Origin of the sequence: Allopusillimonas soli, from assembly GCF_004153445.1 — a bacterium.
In the GTDB taxonomy this organism is placed as follows: Bacteria; Pseudomonadota; Gammaproteobacteria; order Burkholderiales; family Burkholderiaceae_B; genus Allopusillimonas; species Allopusillimonas soli.
In genome coordinates this window covers 54,806-78,207 of the sequence record NZ_SDQC01000001.1, presented here as the reverse complement: position 1 = coordinate 78,207, position 23,402 = coordinate 54,806, and the positions used below count along the sequence as shown (strand labels likewise).

At 62.0% G+C, this 23,402-nt stretch carries 20 protein-coding genes; 15 read left to right on the top strand and 5 right to left on the bottom strand.

The window, feature by feature from the left end; all coding sequences use genetic code 11:
• The first annotated feature begins 10 nt into the window (after positions 1 to 10).
• On the top strand, positions 11 to 1,462 hold the full coding sequence (gene phnY / locus ERD78_RS00350; RefSeq protein ID WP_245152283.1) for a phosphonoacetaldehyde dehydrogenase: 1,452 nt from the start codon (positions 11 to 13) through the stop codon (positions 1,460 to 1,462).
• Between the two features lie 157 nt (positions 1,463 to 1,619).
• Here the strand turns inward: phnY and ERD78_RS00345 are convergent, their stop codons facing one another.
• The 4 genes from ERD78_RS00345 to ompA form a co-directional block, all read right to left on the bottom strand.
• On the bottom strand, positions 1,620 to 2,969 hold the full coding sequence (locus ERD78_RS00345) for an alanine/glycine:cation symporter family protein (RefSeq protein WP_129967195.1): 1,350 nt from the start codon (positions 2,967 to 2,969) through the stop codon (positions 1,620 to 1,622).
• A gap of 224 nt (positions 2,970 to 3,193) precedes the next feature.
• Positions 3,194 to 3,862, bottom strand: coding sequence for a phosphoglycolate phosphatase (gene gph, locus ERD78_RS00340; protein WP_129967194.1), 669 nt, complete (start codon positions 3,860 to 3,862; stop codon positions 3,194 to 3,196).
• Positions 3,855 to 4,598, bottom strand: coding sequence for a bifunctional 2-polyprenyl-6-hydroxyphenol methylase/3-demethylubiquinol 3-O-methyltransferase UbiG (gene ubiG, locus ERD78_RS00335; RefSeq protein ID WP_129967193.1), 744 nt, complete (start codon positions 4,596 to 4,598; stop codon positions 3,855 to 3,857). The genes gph and ubiG overlap by 8 nt, the downstream gene beginning before the upstream one ends.
• A gap of 75 nt (positions 4,599 to 4,673) precedes the next feature.
• Positions 4,674 to 5,261 carry an outer membrane protein OmpA gene (gene ompA, locus ERD78_RS00330; protein WP_129967192.1) on the bottom strand — a complete coding sequence of 196 codons (588 nt, stop codon included), beginning with the start codon at positions 5,259 to 5,261 and terminating at the stop codon, positions 4,674 to 4,676.
• 432 nt (positions 5,262 to 5,693) lie between these two features.
• On the opposite strand from ompA, the gene gyrA reads away from it, so the two are divergent.
• The 14 genes from gyrA to cysM all read left to right on the top strand — a co-directional run bounded on the left by gyrA (position 5,694) and on the right by cysM (position 22,125).
• Complete coding sequence (gene gyrA / locus ERD78_RS00325; RefSeq protein WP_245152282.1) at positions 5,694 to 8,372, top strand: DNA gyrase subunit A; 2,679 nt, start codon at positions 5,694 to 5,696, stop codon at positions 8,370 to 8,372.
• Entirely contained in the window at positions 8,372 to 9,499 is a 1,128-nt protein-coding gene (serC, locus tag ERD78_RS00320) for a 3-phosphoserine/phosphohydroxythreonine transaminase (protein ID WP_129967191.1), read from the top strand. Before gyrA ends, serC begins: the two co-directional genes overlap by 1 nt.
• The gene (gene pheA, locus ERD78_RS00315) at positions 9,492 to 10,577 is read left to right on the top strand and encodes a prephenate dehydratase (protein WP_129967190.1); all 1,086 of its coding nucleotides are present in this window, start codon (positions 9,492 to 9,494) and stop codon (positions 10,575 to 10,577) included. Before serC ends, pheA begins: the two co-directional genes overlap by 8 nt.
• Positions 10,578 to 10,589: 12 nt before the next feature.
• Positions 10,590 to 11,726, top strand: a complete 1,137-nt coding sequence (gene hisC / locus ERD78_RS00310) for a histidinol-phosphate transaminase (protein ID WP_129967189.1) — start codon at positions 10,590 to 10,592, stop codon at positions 11,724 to 11,726.
• Entirely contained in the window at positions 11,723 to 12,673 is a 951-nt protein-coding gene (locus ERD78_RS19860) for a prephenate dehydrogenase (RefSeq protein WP_129967188.1), read from the top strand. Before hisC ends, ERD78_RS19860 begins: the two co-directional genes overlap by 4 nt.
• Before the next feature lie 52 nt (positions 12,674 to 12,725).
• Complete coding sequence (locus ERD78_RS00300) at positions 12,726 to 14,768, top strand: bifunctional 3-phosphoshikimate 1-carboxyvinyltransferase/cytidylate kinase (protein WP_129967187.1); 2,043 nt, start codon at positions 12,726 to 12,728, stop codon at positions 14,766 to 14,768.
• A gap of 118 nt (positions 14,769 to 14,886) precedes the next feature.
• Positions 14,887 to 16,599 (top strand): 30S ribosomal protein S1, encoded by a 1,713-nt coding sequence (gene rpsA / locus ERD78_RS00295; protein WP_129967186.1) that lies wholly within the window; start codon positions 14,887 to 14,889, stop codon positions 16,597 to 16,599.
• A 2-nt stretch (positions 16,600 to 16,601) separates the two neighbouring features.
• Positions 16,602 to 16,958, top strand: a complete 357-nt coding sequence (locus tag ERD78_RS00290) for an integration host factor subunit beta (RefSeq protein ID WP_129967185.1) — start codon at positions 16,602 to 16,604, stop codon at positions 16,956 to 16,958.
• 121 nt (positions 16,959 to 17,079) lie between these two features.
• Entirely contained in the window at positions 17,080 to 17,406 is a 327-nt protein-coding gene (locus ERD78_RS00285) for a LapA family protein (protein WP_129967184.1), read from the top strand.
• Between the two features lie 20 nt (positions 17,407 to 17,426).
• Positions 17,427 to 18,704: a lipopolysaccharide assembly protein LapB gene (lapB, locus tag ERD78_RS00280; protein WP_129967183.1), complete on the top strand. Its 1,278-nt coding sequence runs from the start codon at positions 17,427 to 17,429 to the stop codon at positions 18,702 to 18,704.
• On the top strand, positions 18,701 to 19,630 hold the full coding sequence (gene rfaE1 / locus ERD78_RS00275; RefSeq protein WP_129967182.1) for a D-glycero-beta-D-manno-heptose-7-phosphate kinase: 930 nt from the start codon (positions 18,701 to 18,703) through the stop codon (positions 19,628 to 19,630). Before lapB ends, rfaE1 begins: the two co-directional genes overlap by 4 nt.
• The gene (gene rfaD / locus ERD78_RS00270) at positions 19,627 to 20,622 is read left to right on the top strand and encodes an ADP-glyceromanno-heptose 6-epimerase (protein WP_129967181.1); all 996 of its coding nucleotides are present in this window, start codon (positions 19,627 to 19,629) and stop codon (positions 20,620 to 20,622) included. The genes rfaE1 and rfaD overlap by 4 nt, the downstream gene beginning before the upstream one ends.
• A gap of 111 nt (positions 20,623 to 20,733) precedes the next feature.
• Positions 20,734 to 21,156 (top strand): ComEA family DNA-binding protein, encoded by a 423-nt coding sequence (locus ERD78_RS00265; protein WP_129967180.1) that lies wholly within the window; start codon positions 20,734 to 20,736, stop codon positions 21,154 to 21,156.
• 63 nt (positions 21,157 to 21,219) lie between these two features.
• Positions 21,220 to 22,125, top strand: a complete 906-nt coding sequence (gene cysM, locus ERD78_RS00260; RefSeq protein WP_129967179.1) for a cysteine synthase CysM — start codon at positions 21,220 to 21,222, stop codon at positions 22,123 to 22,125.
• 94 nt (positions 22,126 to 22,219) lie between these two features.
• Here cysM and mltB read toward each other — a convergent pair whose 3' ends face one another.
• The gene (mltB, locus tag ERD78_RS00255) at positions 22,220 to 23,392 is read right to left on the bottom strand and encodes a lytic murein transglycosylase B (RefSeq protein ID WP_129967178.1); all 1,173 of its coding nucleotides are present in this window, start codon (positions 23,390 to 23,392) and stop codon (positions 22,220 to 22,222) included.
• Between the last annotated feature and the right edge of the window lie 10 nt (positions 23,393 to 23,402).

Here is a 23,402-nt window from a genome sequence, read left to right as displayed (position 1 = left end):
AGGGGTGGACATGAATGTTGCTGTTGAGCAGGCCGATGGGTTGCGCAGAGAGGCCTTGCGCATTGCCGGCGAAAAGATATATCGCGATCGCGTTATCGAGGTGTTCAACCCCTACAACGGCGATCTGGTGGGCACAGTACCCAAGGCTACTCTGGAGGATGTGCGTCGCGCGTTTGCCATCGCACGCGCCTACAAGGCCACGCTAACGCGTTACGAGCGCTCCGAGATTCTCAAACGCGCTGCCGAAATAATACGCTCGCGCACGGAGGCCTATTCGGATCTCATTACCGCCGAGAGCGGCCTGTGCAAGCAGGATTCTCTCTATGAGGTCGGGCGAGTGTGCGACGTGTTGGTGTTTGGCGCTAGCCAGGCATTGGTGGACGATGGCGAAATATTCTCATGCGACCTGACACCGCACGGAAAAAAACGGCGTGTTTATACACAGCGCGACCCTCTGCTGGACGTCATCAGTGCGATTACGCCATTCAACCATCCCATGAATCAGGTGGCGCACAAGATTGTGCCGGCCATTGCCACCAACAACCGCATGGTGCTCAAGCCGTCCGAGAAAGTACCGCTGTCCGCGCTGGCCCTGGCGGACGTGCTCTACGAGGCGGGCCTACCGCCGGAAATGTTTTCGGTCATCACCGGCGACCCGCGTGAGATTGCCGACGAGTTGATCGTCAACGAGCATGTTGGCCTGGTCAGCTTTACTGGCGGCGTGGCCATAGGGAAATACATTGCGTCCAAGATAGGCTATCGCCGCATGGTGTTGGAGCTGGGCGGGAATGCGCCGCTTATCGTGATGGAGGATGCGGACCTGGACGAGGCCAGCTCATTGGCTGTGGCGGGATCGTACAAGAATTCAGGGCAGCGCTGCACCGCGGTGAAGCGCATCCTGGTGCAGGATTCGGTGGCCGATCGTTTCGTGGACATGTTGGTGGACAAGACGCGGGCCTGGCGGCATGGCGACCCCGCAGATCGCAGCGTGCAGATGGGAACCGTCATTGATGAGCATGCGGCCCGCACTTTCGAGGAGAGAGTGGCACGTGCGGTAAAGCAGGGCGCAAGGCTCTTGCATGGCAACGAACGTGATGGCGCGCTGTACTCGCCAACTGTGCTGGATCATGTGCGTCCGGATCTGGATGTTGTCACTGAGGAGTTGTTTGGCCCGGTTTCGCCTGTGATACGTTTCGGGACAGTGGAGGATGCCATCCGCATTGCCAACTCCACACCCTATGGTCTGTCTTCAGGCGTCTGCACAAACCGGCTCGACTACATTACGCGGTTTGTGGAAGGCCTGCACACGGGCACGGTCAATATACGCGAGGTGCCGGGTTACCGGCTTGAGCTTACGCCATTTGGCGGCATCAAGGATTCGGGGCTGGGTTACAAGGAAGGCGTTCAGGAAGCGATGAAGAGCTTCACCAACATCAAAACCTATTCCCTCCCCTGGACCTGAGATCTCAGCCAGCGCCATCTGCGCGAGCAACATGCCGTGCTGGACGCCAGCATGAACAAAAAAGGCAAGCCGAGGGCTTGCCTGCATCCTGACCGTGCTGCCGGTGGCCCAGGCCAGGGTGTATCTTGGCCTGGGACGCGCAGTCCGCGTGATTGGACTAGTTTTTATGCGTAAGGAAATACTCGTTCGTTAGCTTCACGACGAGCGGGCTTAGCAGCAGCAACGATATCAGATTGGGTATGGCCATGAGTCCATTGAGCGTGTCGGCCATCAGCCATGCGAAATCCAGTTGGGTAATGGCGCCAAACGGCACAGCGAGCACCCAGATGATGCGGTAAGGCACAGTGGTGCGGGTACCGAGCAGGAACTCCCAGCATTTTTCACCATAGTAGCTCCAGCCCAATATGGTGGTGAAGGCAAAAATCACCAGGGCTATGGTCAGGATGGCGCCGCCGATGCCGGGCATGGATGTTTCGAACGCGCTCGCGGAAAGCGCCGCGCCGCTTTCACCGCTGCTCCATACACCCGAGCACACGATGGACAGACCCGTGATGCTGCAGATGATGATGGTATCGATGAAGGTACCCATCATGCCGATCAAGCCCGAGCGTACGGCGTTGGTTGTTGTGCCCGCCGCCTGCGCGATGCCTGCGGTGCCAAGGCCAGCTTCGTTAGAGAAAATGCCGCGTGCCACGCCAAAGCGAATTGCAGCCATGACTGCCGCACCCGCGAAGCCGCCGGTGGCTGCTATCGGGGAGAATGCGTGCGTGAAGATGAGATCCAGCGCGTCCGGGATGCGGTCGGCATTGATGACGAGAACGGCAAGGCCGGCCAGCACGTATGCCACGCACATGAATGGAACCAGGGAGGCGGCCACGACGCCAATGCGCTTGATGCCGCCAAGAATGACCAGGCCGATCAAGACCATGGTCACGACGCCGGTTACCCACAATGGCACGGAGAACGTCGTCTGCAGGGCATGCGCCATGCTGTTTACCTGCACCATGTTGCCTATGCCAAAGCCCGCCAGACCACCGAAGATCGCAAAGGCGGCGCCCAGCCAAACCCAGCGCTTGCCCAGGCCGTTCTTGATCGCGTACATGGGTCCGCCCACATGCTCGTTGCGGTCATCCTTCTCGCGGAAATGAACGGCCAGGACCACTTCGCAGTACTTCGTGGCCATACCGACCAGTGCCGTGCACCACATCCAGAACAAAGCCCCGGGGCCGCCGAGTGCAATGGCCGTTGCCACGCCGGCGATATTGCCCGTGCCGACGGTGGCCGCAAGGCAGGTCATAAGCGCCTGGAAGGGGCTGATTTCCCCCGTATCCTCGCTGCCTTTGGCGCGCCCGCCCCAGATGAGCGCGAAACCCGTGACTATGCGCCGCAGCGGCATCAGCCTGAGCATGACCATCAGGAAAAAGCCTGTGCCCAGAATGAGCACCAGCATGGGAGGACCCCAGACTAGGCCATTGATGCTATTGACCAGATTGTTAAGAAACTCCATTAGTACCTCTTCCTTGTTGTTTTTGAAAAACGCGCTACTGTAACACCCCAACGAGACTGATGTGGCTGTTTGAAACACTCGCTAACGTGATCTGGCCCGATATACAGGACGGGAAAAAAACAAGGGCCGTATCCACCCGCTGGATGGGGCGGTGTGTTGGAAGGAGGGTCGGCATGCCGGGAGATGGCAGCATGCTGAAAGGAGAGCTGGGTCGGCCCCGGGGCTCAGGCTGGCGGGCTCCAATGGCGTATGAGCGGCCAGATCTCCTTGGGCGCATTGGCAATGGCGTCGGCATCCCAGTTGTGGACTGCTGTCTCGGTGCCGCAATAGCCGTAGGCAGCCACGACGGTGCCCATGCCGGCGGCCTTGCCGGCAATGATGTCGCGCTGATCGTCGCCTATATATATACAGTCTTGCGGCGCATGTCCCGTCTTGCGGGCCGCATGTAGCAGGGGTTCGGGATGTGGCTTGGCGTGGGGCGTGGTGTCGCCGCCCACCGTGACGGCGCATTCGTCTTCCAGGCCCAGATGCGCGACCAAGGGCAGGGCAAGGCTTTCGGCCTTGTTGGTGACGATGCCCCACGCATAGCCATGGCTGCGCAGTGTGGCAAGCAGCTCGGATACACCCGGAAACAGCGTGGTGTGGCGCGTCATGTCGGCTCGGTAGTCGTCCAGGAACTGCTGGCGGCAGGCTTCATAGCCGTCGTCATCCGGCGTCAGGCCCAAACCCGCCCTGAGCAGGCCGCGAGCCCCATGAGATGCATACGGTCTCAAGGCTTCATAGGGCAGGGGAGGCAATCCGCGCCGGTCACGCTGTTTGTTGGCCGCGGCGGCAAGGTCGGGGGCGGTATCGGCCAATGTGCCGTCAAAATCGAACAGAACCAGCTTATTCATGGGTGTCTTCAAGGCGGGTTGCCACCAGATAATTGACGGAAGTGTCCTGGGTAATGCGATAGTGCTGCGTGAGCGGGTTGTATTCCAGGCCCGCCAGGCTCGTGGGTGTCAGGCCTGCCTGGCGCGCGGCTGCCGCCAGCTCGCTGGGCCGAATAAAGTTTTCGTAGCTGTGGGTGCCTTTGGGCAGCATCTTGAGGAGATACTCGGCGCCCACGATGGCAAATAGAAAGGATTTCGGGTTGCGGTTAAGCGTTGAGAAGAACACCCACCCTCCAGGCCGGACAAGTGTGGCGCATGCCTGTACGATGGACGCGGGATTGGGCACGTGCTCCAGCATTTCCATGCACGTGACGATATCGAAGCTGCCTGGCTGGCGTGCGGCCAGGCCTTCAGCGCTGATGGCCTCGTAGGTGACCGGCACGCCGGATTCCAGCCCGTGCAGCTTGGCCACCTGCAGCGACTTGGCTGCCAGATCGATGCCAGTGACCTTGCCGCCTGACTTTGACAGGCTCTCGGCCAGGATGCCTCCTCCGCAGCCAACGTCAAGCACTGTACGTCCGGCCAGCGGGCCGGTCTGATCCAGTATCCATTTCAGGCGCAGTGGATTGATGGCGTGCAGCGGCTTGAATTCGCTTTCGGGGTCCCACCAGCGCGAGGCCAGTGCGCTGAACTTCTCGAGTTCGGCCTGATCGACATTCACATCCGCCTGGCTGGCGTCGGAGGCTGTTGCATTCATGGCAAATCCCAAAAAACAAGGGCTCCCGGATGGGAGCCCTTATTGTAGCGTTTAACGTCGAGCAGACGTTTGCGCTTACTGCTTGCGTGTACCCACGATTTCGATTTCCACGCGGCGGTTTTGCGCACGGCCTTCGCGGGTCTTGTTCGTGGCGACAGGTTGCAATTCGCCCTTGCCTTCCGCATAGATGCGGTCTGCGGGAACGCCTTGGCCAATCAGGTATTGCTTGACGGAATTGGCACGACGCTCGGACAGGCCCTGGTTGTACTTTTCGGTGCCGATGGAGTCGGTGTGACCGGTAGCAATCAGGGTTTCGAGGTTGATGCTGCGAACCTGGGAAGCAACCTGATCCAGGATCTGGCGGCCTTCGGGCTTGATGGTGGACTTGTCAAAATCGAAGAAGGTGTCGGCATTCAGGACGACCTTCGTTGCCGTCGGGGCGACCACAGGAGCTTGAGCTTGAGCAACGGGTACGCCATCGCAGCCGGGGATGCCGGTGGCGGGCGTCCAGAAGTTGTCGCGCCAGCACAGTTCACGGGTGCCGTTTTTCCAAACGTCGCCAAACGGATTGCGCCAGTTGTCGACAGTTTGTGCGGATACTGCACCAGCGGCCGTAACGGCAGCAATGGCGAGTGCTAGTGCGATTTTGGAGGGTTTATTCATGTTTCTCCTCGTTGAGCTTAATGCTGGTAAGTGACCGCAGCGAACCCCCGCCGCATATCAAAAAACGGAGCCAGTATAGCAACGCTATGAGTAACTCAAAGAATTGCGCTGGGTTTCATGCGTGTTAGGAGGAATCTTACGGCATTTCCGGGCGCGAAGTTAAGACTAGGCGATACATATTGGCGAGATTGATGGATTTCCCCTTTATCCCTGCAAATATTGTTGGTTTTAAGCCACACACACTCGGGGGCTTAAAGTGGTTTATGAACTGCGGGTGGGAAAACCCGGCGGATGGCTGACCTTGCCGGGCGCTGGCGCGGCAAGGCGCAGGCCAGCCGGCCGCCAGTGGGGAAGTGCTAGAATTTCCTATTCGCCCGTATCCGCCTCTGCCCGGTATCGGCCTTAGTCATGACCCTTACTGTTTAAATAACTATGGATTCCTTTGCAAAGGAAACGCTTCCGATATCGTTGGAAGAGGAAATGCGCCGCAGTTATCTCGATTACGCCATGAGCGTGATCGTGGGCCGGGCATTGCCGGACGTGCGGGACGGCCTCAAGCCCGTACACCGGCGCGTGTTGTTTGCCATGCATGAGCTGAACAATGACTGGAATCGCGCCTACAAGAAATCGGCGCGTATTGTCGGCGACGTCATCGGTAAATATCACCCGCACGGCGACTCGGCGGTCTACGATACCATCGTGCGCATGGCGCAGGACTTCTCCCTGCGCTACATGCTTGTGGATGGGCAGGGCAATTTTGGTTCGGTGGACGGCGATAATGCCGCCGCCATGCGTTACACCGAAATCCGCCTGTCTCGGATTGCGCACGAACTGCTGGCCGACATCGATCAGGAAACGGTCGATTTCGGCCCCAACTACGATGGCAGCGAGCAGGAGCCTGTCCTCCTGCCTTCCAGGCTGCCTAATCTCCTGGTCAACGGCAGCTCGGGCATTGCCGTGGGCATGGCTACCAATATTCCGCCGCATAATCTCGCGGAAGTGGTCGAAGGCTGCCTGTACTGCCTGCGCAACCCCGGTTGTTCCATTGACGAGCTTATTGAATTGATTCCCGCGCCAGATTTTCCCACTGGCGGCATCATTTATGGCTTGTCGGGCGTGCGCGAGGGCTACCGTACGGGGCGCGGGCGCGTCATCATGCGCGCCAAGACCCACTTCGAGGACATGGACAAGGGCAACCGCCAGGCGATTGTGGTGGATGCGCTCCCATATCAGGTCAACAAGAAAACGCTGCAGGAAAAAATCGCCGAACTTGTCAACGATAAGCGCATGGAGGGCATCTCCGATATTCGCGACGAGTCCGATAAAGACGGCATGCGGTTGGTAATCGAGCTCAAGCGCGGCGAAGTACCCGAGGTCGTTCTCAACAATCTGTATAAAAACACCCAGCTTCAGGATACCTTCGGCATCAATATGGTGGCACTGGTCGATGGCCAGCCCCGTCTGCTGAACCTCAAGCAGATGGTCGAGTACTTCCTGTCGCATCGACGCGAAGTCGTTACGCGCCGCACCGTATTCCAGCTGCGCAAGGCCCGCGACCGTGGCCACGTACTGGAAGGCCTCGCCGTGGCGCTTGCCAACATCGACGACTTCATCGCCATTATCAAGGCGGCGCCAACGCCTCCGGTGGCGCGCCAGGAACTCATGGCAAGGGCGTGGGACTCTGATCTCGTGCGCGAGATGCTGGCCCGCGCTGACGAAAACGCCGCGGCGGGCGGGCGTGCCGCCTACCGGCCCGACGCGCTCCCCGCCGAATACGGCCTGCAGTCAAACGGTCTGTATCGCCTGAGCGACGTGCAGGCTCAGGAAATCCTGAACATGCGCCTGCAGCGCCTTACTGGCCTGGAGCAGGACAAGGTCGTGGGCGAGTACAAGGACGTCATGGCGAACATCGCCGATCTGCTTGATATCCTGGCGCGGCCCGAGCGCATTACCAGCATCATTGCCGATGAACTCATGGCCATCAAGACCGAGTTCTCGACCAATGCCAAGGATGTGCGTCGCGCCGAGATCGAGCGCAATGCCACCGAACTCGATACCGAGGATCTGATCACCCCCATGGACATGGTGGTGACGCTTTCGCAGTCGGGCTACATCAAGAGCCAACCGCTATCCGAATACCGCGCCCAGAAGCGCGGCGGCCGGGGCAAGCAGGCAACCGCGATGAAGGAAAACGACTTTGTCGACCAGTTGTTCATCGCGAACACGCACGATTATCTGCTGTGCTTCTCGGACCGCGGCCGGGTCTATTGGTTGAAAGTATGGGAGGTGCCGCAGGGTTCGCGCAACGCGCGAGGCCGGCCCATCGTCAATATGTTCCCCTTGCAGGACGGTGAAAAAATCACCGTGGTGCTGTCGGTGCGCGAGTTCAGCGAAGATCACTATGTATTCATGGCGACGTCGCGCGGCACGGTCAAGAAAACGCCGTTGTCCGATTTCTCCAATCCGCGCAAGGCCGGCATCATCGCCGTGGCGCTGGACGAGGGCGACTATCTCATCGGCGCCGACGTCACCGATGGCGAGCACGACATCATGCTGTTCTCCGATGCGGGCAAGGCTGTGCGCTTCGACGAGAACGACGTGCGGCCCATGGGGCGCACCGCGCGCGGCGTGCGGGGCATGATGCTCGAGGAAGGGCAAGCGGTCATTGCGCTGCTGGTGGCCGACGGCGAAGATCAAAGCGTGCTTACCGCCACCGAGAACGGCTATGGCAAACGCACATCCATTGTCGAGTACACGCGCCATGGCCGAGGCACCAAGGGCATGATTGCCATCCAGACTTCGGCGCGCAATGGGCGCGTGGTGGGTGCGGTGCTGGTGCGGCCATCCGATGAAATCATGCTGATAACCACCTCGGGTGTACTGGTGCGTACACGGGTGTCCGAAATTCGCGAAATGGGGCGTGCCACCCAGGGCGTCACGCTCATCAATGTGGATGAGGACAGCATGCTGTCGGGCGTGCGCCGAGTCGTCGAAAGCGATGCCGACGACGATGTTGTGGTGCTCGAAGGCGGGGCCGACGAGGCGGGCCTGGACAACGCGCAAGCGAACCCGGACGGCGCGGACAATGGCAAGGACAAGGACGAAGCGTAATGCGACCGTGGAATTTTTCGGCGGGGCCGTCGGCGCTGCCTCTGGAAGTGCTGCAGCAGGCAGCGGCCGAGCTCACCGACTGGCACGGCTGCGGCATGTCGGTCATGGAGATGAGCCACCGGGGCGTCCAGTTCACGCAGATCCGCGATGAAGCCGTGGCGGATCTACGCTCGCTGCTGTCCATACCCGACGAGTTCGAGGTGCTCTTCATGCAGGGGGGCGCCACTGCCGAAAACGCCATCGTGCCGCTCAATCTGATTGGCCGTCGCAGCGCGGGCAAGGCCGACTACGTCCTGACTGGAATCTGGTCCAACAAGTCGTATGCCGAGGCTCAGCGATATGGCGACATTGCCGTGGCCGCCACCAGCGGCCAGGAGAAAGTCATCGATGGCGTGGCGCAGGCGCCATGGACATGGTATCCCGATGCGGGCGAATGGAAGCCGCGCCGCGATGCCGCCTATCTGCACATTTGCGGCAATGAAACCATAGGCGGCCTCGAATGCGCTGCCTGGCCTTCCATGGCTTCCCTGGGTGCGCCTGACGTGCCGCTGGTCGTGGATGTTTCGTCGCACTTTCTGTCGCGCCCCATCGACTTCAGCAAGGTCGGCATGGTGTACGCCGGCGCCCAGAAAAACGCCGGGCCGGCGGGCGTCACGGTGGTCATCGTGCGCAAGGACCTTATCGGCCATGCGCTGCCCGCATGTCCTTCCGCATTCAATTACAGCAATGTGGCGGCCGCGGGCTCCATGTTCAACACGCCGCCCACCTTTGCCATCTATATTGCAGGCCTGGTGTTCAAGTGGCTCAGGCGGCAGGGGGGCATCGAAGCCATCGAGCAGGCCAATATCGCGAAGGCGAAGGCGTTGTATTCCTTTCTGGATCAATCGGGCTTTTACGTCAGCCGCGTCCAGCGCAGCGCCCGTTCGCGCATGAACGTACCTTTCTTCCTGCGCGACGAATCGCTCAATGCACGTTTTCTCGAAGAAGCGCAGGCCGCCGGTCTGCTGCAACTCAGGGGTCACAAAAGCGTAGGCGGGATGCGGGCCTCCATCTACAACGCGGTGCCTATGGAAGCGGTACAGGCGCTCATCAACTATCTGCAAGACTTCGAACGCCGACATGGATGACACTTTGCAGGCCCGGTTGGGGCCATTGCGCGATCGTATCGACGCGCTGGATGAACAGATACTCGACTTGCTCAACCAGCGCGCCAACACCGCGCTTGAGGTCGGCAAGGTCAAGCAGGACCATGATGTCGACGGCCCGGTTCTCAAGCCCGAGCGCGAGGCCATGGTTATCCGGCGCCTTCAGGCGCTAAACAAGGGGCCCTTCACCGATCAGGCCGTCGATGCGGTCTGGACGCAAATCATCTCCACCTGTCGCGGACTCGAAAGCGCGCTTGCCGTCGCCTATCTGGGCCCTCAGGGTTCCTTCTCCGAACAGGCTGCGCTCGAGCATTTCGGCCATGCCGTCACGCGCGTTCGCTGTGATTCCTTCGACGAAGTATTCCGAGCCGTCGAGGCCGGGCAGGCCGATGTGGGCATGGTGCCGGTGGAAAACTCCACCGAAGGCGCGGTCAACCGCACGCTTGATCTATTGCTGAACTCTCCGCTCAAGGTCCTGGGTGAACGTTCCATCAAGATTCACCACAATCTCCTCACGCAGTCCGGCACGCTGGACGGCGTAACGCGGGTCATGGCCCATCCGCAGGCGCTGGCGCAATGCCAGGCATGGTTGACGCAGCATGTGCCCGGCCTGGTACGCGATGCCGCACCCAGCAATGGCGAAGCGGCGCGTATTGCCTCCACTGACCCTACCGTGGCGGCTATCGCGGGCGATGTTGCGGCCGTGGCCTGGGGCCTGCGGCCGGTGGCATCCGGCATTCAGGACGACCCCCAGAACCGTACGCGCTTTCTGGCCGTGGGCGCCATCGAAACCCTGCCCACCGGCAAGGACAAGACCAGCATCATTCTGGCCGTGCCCAACCGGGCCGGTGCGGTCTATGAAATGCTGGCGCCGCTATCCACCAATGGCGTCTCCATGACGCGGTTCGAATCGCGTCCGGCACGCACGGGCGCCTGGGAATATTATTTCTATGTCGATCTGCTGGGTCATCGCAACGAGCCGTCGGTGGCCCGCGCGCTGGCCGATCTGAAACAGCAGGTTGCCTTCTTCAAGGTGTTGGGCTCGTATCCCCAGCAATAGGACTGCATCCGCATGACGACCGTATTGAACGACGCATCACGGGCCGCGCTGGTTCCCGATTATGTCCTTGGCATCGCGCCATATCAGGCGGGCAAGCCCATTGAGGAACTGGCGCGGGAGTTCGGCCTGGATCCGGCCGGCATCGTCAAGCTGGCCTCCAACGAGAATCCGCTGGGCATGCCGCCTTCGGCCAAGCAGGCCATGATGGATGCTGCGGCCAATCTGGCGCGCTATCCCGATCCCAATGGCTTCGATCTCAAATCGGTGCTCGCGAAGCGGTATGACGTGCCGCAGAACTGGATCACCCTGGGCAACGGATCGAACGACTTGCTTGAATTGGCCTCGCTGGCACTGCTGTCGCCGGGCACGGACTCTGTGTACGCCCAGTACGCCTTTGCCGTCTACCGCTTGGCCACACAGGCGCGAGGCGCCCGCCACATTGTGGTGCCGGCCAGCGGCTACGGCCATGACCTGGATGCCATGTTCGCGGCCATCACGCCGCAGACGCGTCTGCTGTTCGTGGCCAACCCCAACAACCCCACCGGCACCTTCCAGCCGGCGGAGGAAATCGCGGCTTTCCTTGAGCGCGTATACAAGACACACGGCGACCGCGTCACCGTGGTCCTGGACGAAGCCTATACCGAGTACCTGGACCCTGAGCTGCGATTCGACAGCACGCAATGGGTGCGGCAATATTCCAACCTGATTGTTACCCGGACGTTGTCCAAGGCTTATGGCCTGGCCGGTCTGCGTGTCGGTTATGCGTTGAGCCAGCCGCGCCTGACCGATCTGCTCAATCGGGTGCGCCAGCCCTTCAATGTGAATACGCTGGCCCAGGCAGCCGCCATCGCGGCATTGAGCGATGCGGATTTTCTGCGGCAGGCCTACGAGATGAACAAGGCTGGCAAGCAGACGCTGGCTGATGCCTTCGCATCGCTCAATCTCGAGTTCGTCCCTAGCTACGGCAATTTCGTTCTTGTCCGCGTTGGCGACGCGTCGGCGGTCAACCTGGCGCTGCTCAAGCGGGGAATCATCGTGCGCCCCGTTGCGGGCGATGGATTGCCGGAATGGCTGCGCGTCACCATCGGGCTGCCCAAGGAGAACGACCTTTTCATCCAGGCGCTGACCCAGGTGCTGGCCGCGCCATGAGCCATGCCGCGGACCAGCCCGCCGGTCGCGGCGCCAGCCGGGCGCGGGCGAATCCGGCCGATGAAGGGCGCAGCCCCCTGATCGGCACATTGGCCGTGATCGGCGTGGGATTGATTGGCGGCTCCTTTGCGGCCGCGCTGCGCCAGGCCTCGGCGGTGGGCAGGGTGCTCGGCGTGGGACGCAATGCCGATTCGCTTGCCCAGGCTGAAAGCCTGGGCCTCATCGACAGCATTGCCACACCCGAAGAAGCGGCCGCACAGGCGGATTTCATCTTGATTGCCACGCCTATCAGCGCCGTGGCGCCGATGCTGTCGCGCATGAAACCGGTGCTGCGCGCCGAGGCGGTGATAACCGACGCATGCAGCACCAAAGCCGACGTGGCCAGTGCCGCGCGCGACACACTGGGCGAGCGTGCCGTGCAGTTTGTACCGGGCCATCCCATAGCGGGCGCCGAGCTTACGGGCCCTGGCGCGGCCGATGCGAATCTTTATCGCGGGCGCAATGTGATCCTGACACCGTTGGCGCAGAGTGGTGGCGCGGCCTGCGGCTTGGTCAGGCGTGCATGGGGCCTGTGTGGTGCGCGCGTCATAACCATGGACGCGGATGCACACGATCGGGTGCTGGCCTCCGTAAGCCATGTGCCGCATTTTCTGTCTTCGGTCTACATGGGACAGGTGGCGGCCGCGGCGGACGCGGACACGCGGCTGGCGCTCGCCGGCAGCGGTTTTCGTGATTTCACCCGCATTGCGGCTGGTTCGGCTGAAGTTTGGCGGGATATATTTCTTAGTAACCGCAAGGCTGTCCTGGCCGAACTGCGGTCGGTGCGCGCCACACTGGACTACGCCGAGCAGGTGCTCCAGGCCTCGGACGAGGCGGCGCTCGAGGCCTTTCTGGAGCGTGCCGCGCTGGCACGCCGGCTCTGGGCCAGCCGCAGCGGCCAGTCTTGATTCACACCCAGACGCGCAGGGCGTCCACTCGACATGTCGGCAGGAGACGACGATGAGCCATACCAGGAAACCTTCACGCAGCCTGAACCTGGCGCCGGCAACGCGGGCGTCGGGGCGCATCCGCCTCCCGGGCTCCAAGAGCATTTCAAATCGCGCATTGCTGCTGGCGGCGATGTGCAGCGGCGCTACCACGCTGGAGGGCCTGCTTGATTCGGATGACACCCGCGTCATGATTGCCGCGCTGCGGCAATTGGGCGTACAGGTGGATGAGGCCGGCGAAGGCCGGGTTCGCGTTCAAGGGCAGTATCCGTTTCCGATAAAGGAAGGCACACTGTTCCTGGGCAATGCCGGGACCGCGTTTCGGCCCCTGACCGCCGCTCTGTCCCTGATGGGCGGACGTTATGAGCTCTCCGGCGTGCCGCGCATGCATGAGCGGCCCATAGGCGATCTTGTGGATGCCTTGCGTACGCTCGGCGCGGACATCGTTTACCTTGGCCGCGAAGGATATCCGCCCCTGCGTATCGGTGCACTGCGGGCGATGGAAGAGAACAAGAATGGCGGGGCCCCGTCCGACCGCGTTCGAGTCCGCGGAACGGTTTCCAGCCAGTTCCTGACCGCCTTGCTGATGGCTGCGCCGCTGCATGTTGCCCGTACCGGACGGCCGCTTGTCATCGAGGTGGAAGGAGATCTGATCTCCCGTCCTTATATCTTGATTACACTGCGTCTCATGGCCCGGTTTGGCGTGAATGTGGCGTGCGACGGCGACTCGCGTTTCGTGGTGCCGGCGGATGCCGCATACCGCGCGCCAGGACGGATTGCAGTCGAAGGCGATGCGTCCACGGCATCCTATTTCATGGCGCTGGGCGCGCTGGGCGGCGGCCCTGTGGTCATTGATGGCGTCGGCCAGGACAGCATACAAGGCGACGTAGCCTTTGCCGATGTCGTCCAAGCCATGGGTGCAACCGTGGTGCGCCGCGCCGAATCCATCGAGGTCAGCGGCCCGGTCGTGGCGCGCGGCGAGCGGCTGCGCGCCTTCGACCGCGATTTCAACCTGATTCCGGATGCGGCCATGACGGCCGCCGCCATGGCCATGTATGCCGATGGCCCATGCACGCTGCGCAATATCGGTAGCTGGCGTGTCAAGGAAACCGACCGCATCCATGCCATGCACACCGAGCTCGAGAAGCTGGGCGCGCGCGTGGAGTCGGGCCCAGACTGGCTGCGCGTGCATCCCGTGACGGCGGACCAGTGGCGCGCCGCGTCCATTGCCACGTACGACGACCATCGCATGGCCATGTGTTTTTCCCTGGCCGCATTCGGCCCCAAAGGCGTCACCATCGAGGATCCGGATTGCGTGGGCAAGACATTTCCTGGCTATTTCCCGGCCTTTGGCGACATGCTGGACGGTAACGCCGGCGCCCGCGCCGCGCCGCCCGTGATTACCATCGACGGGCCGACCGCGTCCGGCAAGGGCACGATAGCCCACCGTGTGGCGCAGGCGCTGGGCTGGTCAGTCCTGGACAGCGGCGCGCTTTATCGCCTGACGGCGCTGGCCGTGCAGCAAAATGGAACGAACCCGGACGACGAGATGGCCGTGGCCCGCGTGGCGCAGGAACTGGATGTGGCCTTTCAGGGCGAACAGGTCCTGCTGGAAGGCAGGGATGTGGCTGCGCTGATACGTCAGGAGCAGGTGGGCAATCTGGCGTCGCGCGTGGCCGCCTATGGCCCCGTCCGCCAGGCCCTGCTGGAGCGGCAGAGGGCCTTCCGGATGGCGCCGGGCCTGGTGGCGGACGGCCGTGATATGGGCACGGTGGTGTTCCCGGATGCACCCTTGAAAATCTTCCTGGTGGCCGATGTTCGGGCGCGCGCCGAAAGGCGTTCTAAGCAGTTGAAGGAAAAGGGATTTTCTGCTAATCTTGCGGACTTGTTGGAAAGTATGCGCGCGCGCGATGAGCGCGATCGCACAAGGGCGAACGCCCCGCTGGTTGCGGCGGCCGATGCCCGAACGGTCGATTCGTCCTCGCTTACCATAGACGAAACGGTCCGTGTCGTACTCGACCTCTGGTCGAGTCTGGGGTTCCAGCCACAGGAGTAGCAGTGATACCGCGCTGGCGCGGTAATTTCCTGGGCCGGAATTTTTTTCACTCCGCTGGGGCGGCCTGCCCACCCTGGTGTGTTTTTATCAATGGCCACTGCGGCCTACGGATACAGTAATGTCCACAATAGCAACCTCCAACCCCACTGGCGGCGAAAGCTTCGCCGACCTTTTCGCAGAAAGCATCAAGAGCCAGGACATGAAGTCCGGCGAAGTCATTTCTGCCGAAGTGGTTCGTATCGATCACAACTTCGTCGTGGTCAACGCCGGCCTCAAGTCCGAGGCCCTCATTCCCCTGGAAGAATTCCTGAACGACCAGGGCGAACTTGAAGTCGAAGCTGGCGATTTCGTTTCGGTCGCCATCGACTCGCTCGAAAACGGCTACGGCGATACCATCCTGTCGCGCGATCGCGCCAAGCGCCTCTCGGCATGGCTGCAGCTCGAACAGGCACTCGAATCCGGTGATCTGGTCAATGGCACCATCACCGGCAAGGTCAAGGGCGGCCTCACGGTCATGACCAACGGCATCCGCGCCTTCCTGCCCGGCTCGCTGGTCGACCTGCGTCCCGTCAAGGACACCACCCCGTACGAGGGCAAGACGCTCGAGTTCAAGGTCATCAAGCTCGACCGCAAGCGCAACAACGTCGTGCTGTCGCGCCGCGCTGTGCTCGAAGCCAGCATGGGCGAAGAGCGCCAGAAGCTGCTCGAGACGCTGCACGAAGGTGCGGTGGTCAAGGGCATCGTCAAGAACATCACCGACTACGGCGCGTTTATCGACCTGGGCGGCATCGACGGCCTGCTGCACATCACCGACATGGCCTGGCGCCGCGTCCGCCATCCTTCCGAAGTACTGCAGGTTGGCCAGGAAGTCGAAGCCAAGGTCCTCAAGTTCGACCAGGAAAAGAGCCGTGTCTCGCTGGGCGTCAAGCAGCTGGGCGAAGATCCCTGGATCGGCCTGGCCCGCCGCTATCCGCAAGGCACCCGCCTGTTCGGCAAGGTCACCAACCTTACCGACTACGGTGCGTTCGTCGAGGTCGAGGCCGGCATCGAAGGCCTGGTGCACGTCTCCGAAATGGACTGGACCAACAAGAACGTCGATCCGCGCAAGGTGGTTACGCTGGGCGAAGAGGTCGAAGTCATGGTCCTGGAAATCGACGAAGACCGTCGCCGCATCTCGCTGGGCATGAAACAGTGCCGTCCCAATCCTTGGGAAGAGTTCGCCACGAACTTCAAGCGCGGTGACAAGGTTCACGGTGCGATCAAGTCCATTACCGACTTTGGCGTGTTTGTCGGCCTGCCTGGCGGCATCGACGGCCTGGTTCACCTTTCCGACCTCTCGTGGGCGGAAACCGGCGAAGAGGCTGTCCGCAACTTCAAGAAGGGCGACGAGATCGACGCCGTGGTGCTTGGCATCGATACCGACAAGGAACGCATCTCGTTGGGCATCAAGCAGCTTGAAGGCGACCCGTTCAACAACTACGTGGCCACCTACGACAAGGGCGCCGTGGTGCAGGGCACGATCAAGTCTGTCGAAGCCAAGGGCGCGGTTGTCACGCTGTCTGTCGACGTGGAAGGCTATCTGCGCGCCTCGGAAATCTCCGCCGGCCGCGTCGAGGACGCCTCCACCGTGTTGAACGTCGGCGATTCCGTCGATGCCATGATCATCAACATCGACCGCAAGGCGCGTTCGATCCAGTTGTCGATCAAGGCGCGCGACAATGCAGAGACCGCCGATACCATTCAACGCATGTCCGAAGCCAGCGCTTCGTCGGGCACGACCAACCTGGGCGCTCTGCTCAAGGCCAAGCTCGACCAGCAGCGCGACAACTGATTGTGACCAAGTCGGAACTCATCGCGAGTCTGGCCAGCCGCTATCCGCAGCTGGCCGCCCGCGACATCGATTATGCCGTCAAGACGGTGCTCGATGCCATGGCCCAGGCGCTTGCCAACGGCCAACGTATCGAGATCCGCGGTTTTGGCAGCTTTTCCTTGTCCGAGCGGCTGCCGCGTGTCGGTCGCAATCCCAAGTCAGGCGAAAAGGTGATGGTGCCAGGAAAACAGGTGCCGCACTTCAAGCCGGGCAAGGAATTGCGCGAGCGTGTGGATTCGGCCTACGATGCGCAGGTTCGGAAGGGGTCGGATGAAACCGCCTTCCGCTCCCAGCTCGACGCCGACATCATGCACGGCTAGCTGTTTCGCGTTGCCCCCGCATTGGTACACAAGTCGATACAGGCCCTCGTTCTCGAGGGCCTGTCTTTTTGCTGATTCCCCTTACAATTAGCAGATTCCCGATTTATTGGAGTGCTTCGTCATGCGTTATCTCGTCTGGCTCTTGCGGCTGGTGGTATTTATCATCGTGCTGTTGTTTGCCCTGAAGAACACAGGCCCGGTCGACATCAATTTCTTCGCCGGACACGTGGTAACCGATGTGCCTCTCATCGTGGTCATGCTGGTGGTATTTGTGCTGGGCATCGCCTTGGGCCTGCTTATCGCGGCGCCGGCAGTGCTGCGCGCTCGGCGCGAGAAGGCGCGTCTGCGCCGCGATATTGCCCGGCTTGAGGAAAAGAACCGGCAACTGCCGGCTGCGCCGGCCGAGGCCATGGCGCCCGAGACCGTCGCGCCCATGGCGCCTCTCTGAACGGGGCGGGAGCAGGATCTGTGGATTTCGAAACCTGGTGGCTGATATTCGTACCGCTGGTCTTCGCGCTGGGGTGGATAGCCTCGCGCGTGGACATCAGGCAGATGCTGTCTGAGACACGGACTCTGCCCAACTCATATTTCAAGGGTCTGAATTTCCTTCTCAACGAGGAGCCCGACCGCGCCATTGACGCTTTTGTCGAAGTGGCCAAGCTCGATCCTGAAACAACCGAGCTGCACTTTGCCCTGGGTAGCCTGTTTCGCCGACGCGGCGAAATGGAGCGTGCCATACGCGTGCACCAAAGCCTGCTTTCGCGCGCCGACCTGCCGCACGCCGACCGCGAAAGCGCGCAGCACGAGCTGGCGCAAGATTATCTGAAGGCGGGGATGCTGGATCGGGCCGAGCAGGCCTACGAACAGGTGCTGGACACCCGCTTTGCCGTCCCGGCGGTACGCGCCTTGATCCGCATCTACGAATCCGAGCATGACTGGCCGCGCGCGATCGAGGCCGTCAAGAAGCTGCGCGCCTTGGTCGACGAGCCGGTGCCGCAGTTGGCTCACTACCAGTGCGAGCAGGCGGTGGCGGCCCTGTCCGCGAACCCGCCCAGGCTTGATGCGGCCGGCGCCGCTTTGGATGCGGCCGATCATGCGGCGGCTCCGCTGCGAGGCCAGAAGGCGGGACAGGCTTCCGAGGCCCGCATTGCCATGCTGCGCGCCCAGTTGGCGCGCATGGATGGCAAACCCGAGGCCGAGCGTGCCTATCTCGCCAGTGTCCTGGATATCGCGCCCGAGTATGCCAGTCTGGTGGCCCCGTCGCTGCTGGAGAGTTACCGGCGCCTAGGGCAGCAACAGGAGGGGCTTTCGCTGTTGATGACGCATTATCAGCGCTATCCTTCACTGGATACTTTCAACGTGGTTTTTCGTGAGCTGCGGACCCAGCAGGGTCTCGGACCCGCCTGGGCTTTTGCCAGGGAGTCGCTGCGCGCGCATCCTACCTTGCTCGGCCTGGACCGGCTGCTCGAAGCAGAGCTGGCAACGCGCGATGGCCAGGCCGAAGGACAGGGGGGCGACGCGAAATCAGCCACGCCTGCCTCGCTGCCCGGCGGCGTACCGTTTGGCGAACAGGCCAGCGGCGCCGACCTGGGTTTGCTGCGGTCGCTCATTCATCGCCATACACAGCGGCTTGACCGCTATGCTTGCAATGTGTGCGGCTTCGAGGCTCGGCATTTCTATTGGCAATGTCCGGGCTGCAATGCCTGGGAAACCTATCAACCCAGGCGTCTCGAGGAGCTCAAATGATGCCTTTTCCGACATCGGCTGTCCGCGCCGCACGCATTCTGGTGGCAGGCGACATCATGGTCGATCGCTACTGGTTTGGCGAGGTGGAGCGCATTTCCCCCGAGGCGCCCGTGCCTGTCGTACGGGTCATGCGCCGGGAAGACCGGCTTGGCGGCGCAGCCAACGTGGCGCGGAATATCGTGGCGTTGGGCGCCCAGGCTAGCCTGCTTGGCGTGGTGGGCGCCGACGAGGCCGGCGCGGAAGTCGAGCGCATGGCGAACGAGGCGGGCATCATTGCCTGCTTGGTCCAGGATCCAGCCACACCCACCACGCTCAAGATGCGTGTGCTTGGGCGCCAGCAGCAGTTGCTGCGCGTGGACTTCGAAGAGGGGCCCGATGCCTCCTGCCTGTCCCGGATCGAGGCGCGTGCACGCGAACTGCTGGCTCAGCACGATCTTCTTGTGCTGTCCGACTATGCAAAAGGCGCCCTGGGCGGCGTGCAGGCGCTGATCGCCGCCGCGCGTGACGCCGGCGTACCCATACTGGTGGATCCGAAAGGCCACCTTTACCAGCGCTACCACGGTGCGACCCTCATTACGCCCAATCGCGCGGAAATGCAGGAGGCTGTGGGCCGTTGGCAGGACGAAAACGAACTCATGCAGCGCGCGCAGGCGCTGCGTGAGCATCTTGAACTCGAAGCGCTGCTTGTGACCCGTTCCGAGCAGGGCATGACATTGTTTACCGCGGCAGGTCGCGAGCATGTGGATGCGTATGCCCATGAGGTTTTTGATGTATCCGGCGCGGGCGACACCGTACTGGCTACGCTGGCCGTCATGCGCGCCGCGGGGCTCGGCTGGACGGATGCAATGCGCTGGGCCAACCGTGCTGGCGGTATCGTGGTCGGCAAGTTGGGCACATCCATCGTTACGGCAGGAGAACTTTCATGATCATCGTTACCGGCGGCGCCGGTTTTATCGGCAGCAATATCGTGCGCGGGCTGAATGCGCGCGGCCATACCGACATCCTGGTTGTTGACGATCTCACCGAGGGCGATAAGTTCGTTAATCTTGTGGACAGCCAGATCGCGGATTATCAAGACAAGGATGCGTTCCGCAAGCACCTGGACGAAGGCCGGTTGGCGGGTATCGAGGCCATTTTTCACGAAGGTGCGTGTTCGGATACCACAGAGCGCAATGGCCAATACATGCTCGACAACAATTACCGCTACACACTGGAAGTGTTCCGATACTGCCAGGCTGCGCGGGTGCCCCTCGTTTATGCCTCTTCGGCGGCTGTGTACGGAGCGGGGCCAAACTATATCGAGTCGCCGGAGCACGAGGCGCCGCTGAACGTCTACGGCTACTCCAAGTTCCTGTTCGATCAGGTGTTGCGCCGTCATCTCGACAATCTGGCCGCGCCCGTGGTGGGCCTGCGTTACTTCAATGTGTACGGACCTCGGGAGCAGCACAAGGGGCGCATGGCTTCTGTGGCGTTCCACAACATGAACCAGTTTCGCGCGGAAGGACATGTACGCCTCTTTGGCGGCTGGGATGGCTATTCGGACGGTGGCCAGATGCGTGATTTCGTGTATATCGACGACGTGGTCGACGTCAATCTGCATTTTCTCGATCATCCCCAGGTATCGGGCATATTCAACTGCGGCACTGGCGTGGCCCAGCCCTTCAACGATGTCGCCCAGACCGTCGTCAACACGCTGCGCGAACACGAGGGGAAGGAGCCACTGTCTCTTCAGGAGCAGATCGAGCAGGAGTTCATCCACTACATTCCCTTCCCTGAAGACCTGAAGGGGCGCTATCAAAGCCATACCCAGGCCGACCTGGCCAGTCTGCGCGCGGCGGGCTACGACAAGCCCTTCCGCAACGTGCAGAGTGGCGTGGCTGAGTATGCGCGTGCGCTGCTTGCACGCGGCCAGATCTAGGTGGGTCGCGTAGAAATACCCATGGGCGCTCCCGTTCCAGACAGCTGTCCCGCCTGATGCCTGGCGGGCATGATCAAGGCTTCGTTTCATCCAGCTTTTGGGAGCCTCGTCATGAATCCATTTCTCCACGCCACGGTCGCACAGCCTCTTGAGCCAGCCGCGCTGGCATCGCACGCGCCAGCGGCCCACGCGCAAGCCGACACCGCAAGTCCCGTGCGCAGGCGCCTGCTCGGCGCCGCCCTGGGCCTGCTTGCCGCCGCCGCGACCCGCGTGCAGGCGGAAGGCGTGGATGCCAATATCGCCACCGTGGAGCAACTGCAGGCAGTGCGCGGCATCGGTCCGCGCATGGCGCAAATCATCGTGCAGGAGCGGCGCCGCGCGGGGCCTTATCTGTCTATGGAGGACCTCTCCGATCGTGTCCGGGGCATAGGGCCCCGCAAGGCCAAGGCGCTGGCCCAGTCGGGTTTGCGCGTCGGCGCGGCACGAGGCGGCCAATCTGCGCATCCCGCACCGGCATGGGCACGGCGCGACTAGGAAATTTCCTTCCAGGCCGGCGCGGCGCCATCCGGAAATTCAGATGGGTGTATGATTTTCCCCATGAAAAAATATCCCACTATCGAAGACACCATCGGCGCCACGCCCTTGGTCCGCTTGCAACGCATCCCAGGAGAGTTCGGCGAACCGCGCGGCAATGTCATTCTCGCCAAGCTCGAAGGTAACAATCCTGCCGGTTCCGTCAAGGACAGGGCCGCCAGTTCCATGATACGCTGCGCCGAGGAACGCGGCGAGATCAAGCCCGGCGATACGCTCATCGAAGCCACCAGCGGCAACACGGGCATTGCACTGGCCATGACCGCAGCCATACGTGGCTACAAGATGGTGCTCATCATGCCCGACAACCTTTCAGTCGAGCGCCGCGCTTCCATGACGGCCTACGGCGCGGAACTCATTCTTACGCCCGCCAAGCAAGGCGGCATGGAGTACGCGCGCGACCTGGCCATGAAGATGCAGTCCGAAGGCAAGGGCAGGGTGCTCGATCAATTCGCCAACGCCGACAACCCGCGCGCCCATGTCGAAACCACCGGCCCAGAGCTTTGGGCGCAAACGGATGGCGCCATCACGCATTTCGTCAGCGCCATGGGCACGACCGGCACCATCATGGGCGTGGGCACCTATCTGCGCGGACGCAACAAGAATATTCGTGTGGTGGGCGCTCAGCCGGCCGAAGGCTCCCAGATTCCGGGCATACGCAAATGGCCCGAAGCCTATCAGCCAAGCATCTATCATCCCGACCAGGTCGATGAGTTCGAACTGATCGAGCAATCGCAGGCCGAGGACATGGCACGCCGCCTGGCGGCCGAAGAGGGCATATTCGGCGGCATCTCGTCGGCGGGTGCGCTGGTTGCCGCCACCCGCGTGGCGCAGCGTGTCGAAAACGCCACGATCGCCTTCATTGTGTGCGATCGCGGCGACCGCTATCTGTCCACAGGCGTGTTCAACTGACAGGCGCCTGGTCCATGGGGGCCGGCGCGCCCGTGATGCAGCCCGGCCCCGCCTTCGGACGAAAACCCTTGATCACCGCAGCGCTGGTGCGCGGTCAGGGCCATCCATAGCCCATGTTGTCGGCAAGAATGCGTGCCAGATCTGCAACCGAAGTGGCATAGAAATAGCTGTGGTTGTACTGCGTGATGGCAAAGAAATTCGGCGTGCCCAGGCGATATTCCGCCTGGTTGCGTGATTCGTCCACCAAGTCCACCACACCCAGCTTGTAGGCAGTCCAGGCCGTATTGCCGGCATGGGGCGAGATGACCGCACCGTGCGACTGTAGCGTTGCCCAGCTCAGGGTGGGCTGCAGCCCACCGTCCACCAAGCCGGCGGGGTCGCGCGGCAACGTGGCCGGTGCAAATACCGGCAGGCCGGGTACCCATCCATGCACGCGCAGGAAGCGGGCCACGGAAGCGATCGCATCGCGCGTGCTGTTGAGCACATCGATGTGGCCGTCTCCATCGCCATCGGCGGCGAAACGCATCAGACTCCCCGGCATGAATTGGGGCAGGCCCATGGCGCCGGCATAAGAACCTGTTGCCTGCATGGCATCCACCTTGCCTTCGTAATCGAGCTGGATCAGGTCCGCCAGTTGATCGCGGAACATCTGGCTGCGTTCCGGGCGGGATGCGTCGGGATAGCGAAAACCCAGGGTGGCCAGCGCATCGAGCACGCGGAAGTTGCCCGTGATGCGTCCATAGATGGTTTCCACGCCGATGATGGCGACGATGATGGAGGGTGGCACGCCATACTGCTGCGACGTGGCATCCAGAAATGCCTTGTTTTCCGACCAGAAGCGCTGCCCGGCCTCGATGCGCACGGGTTCGATGAAACGCTTGCGATAGACCGTCCAACTGCGCCGGATGCGGCGCTTGCTGGGTTTCATGAGGCGCACCGCCGTTGCGTTGTAGCTAACGGACTGCAGCAGTTTTTCGACATGCGCCAGGGGCACGCCGCGCGTCCGGGCTACGCCGCGCGCAAAGGCCTCGAGCTCGGGAGACAGCGTTCCGCCCGGCTGCAACAGCGGCCCGCCATTGGCAAACGACTGACCGGCCTGGACGGACGGCGGCTCGGGTGGCGCCGTCAGCGACAGCGCGCCGCTTGTCTGAGGCTGGGCAGGCTGTGCGGGCGCCGTGTCCGACAGCGTGGTGTGGGGTTGGGAGGCGCAGCCCGCCAGCACGAGAAAAACAGAGGCCGCTTGCGCAATACGAACGGGTGTGAACATAATCATCCTT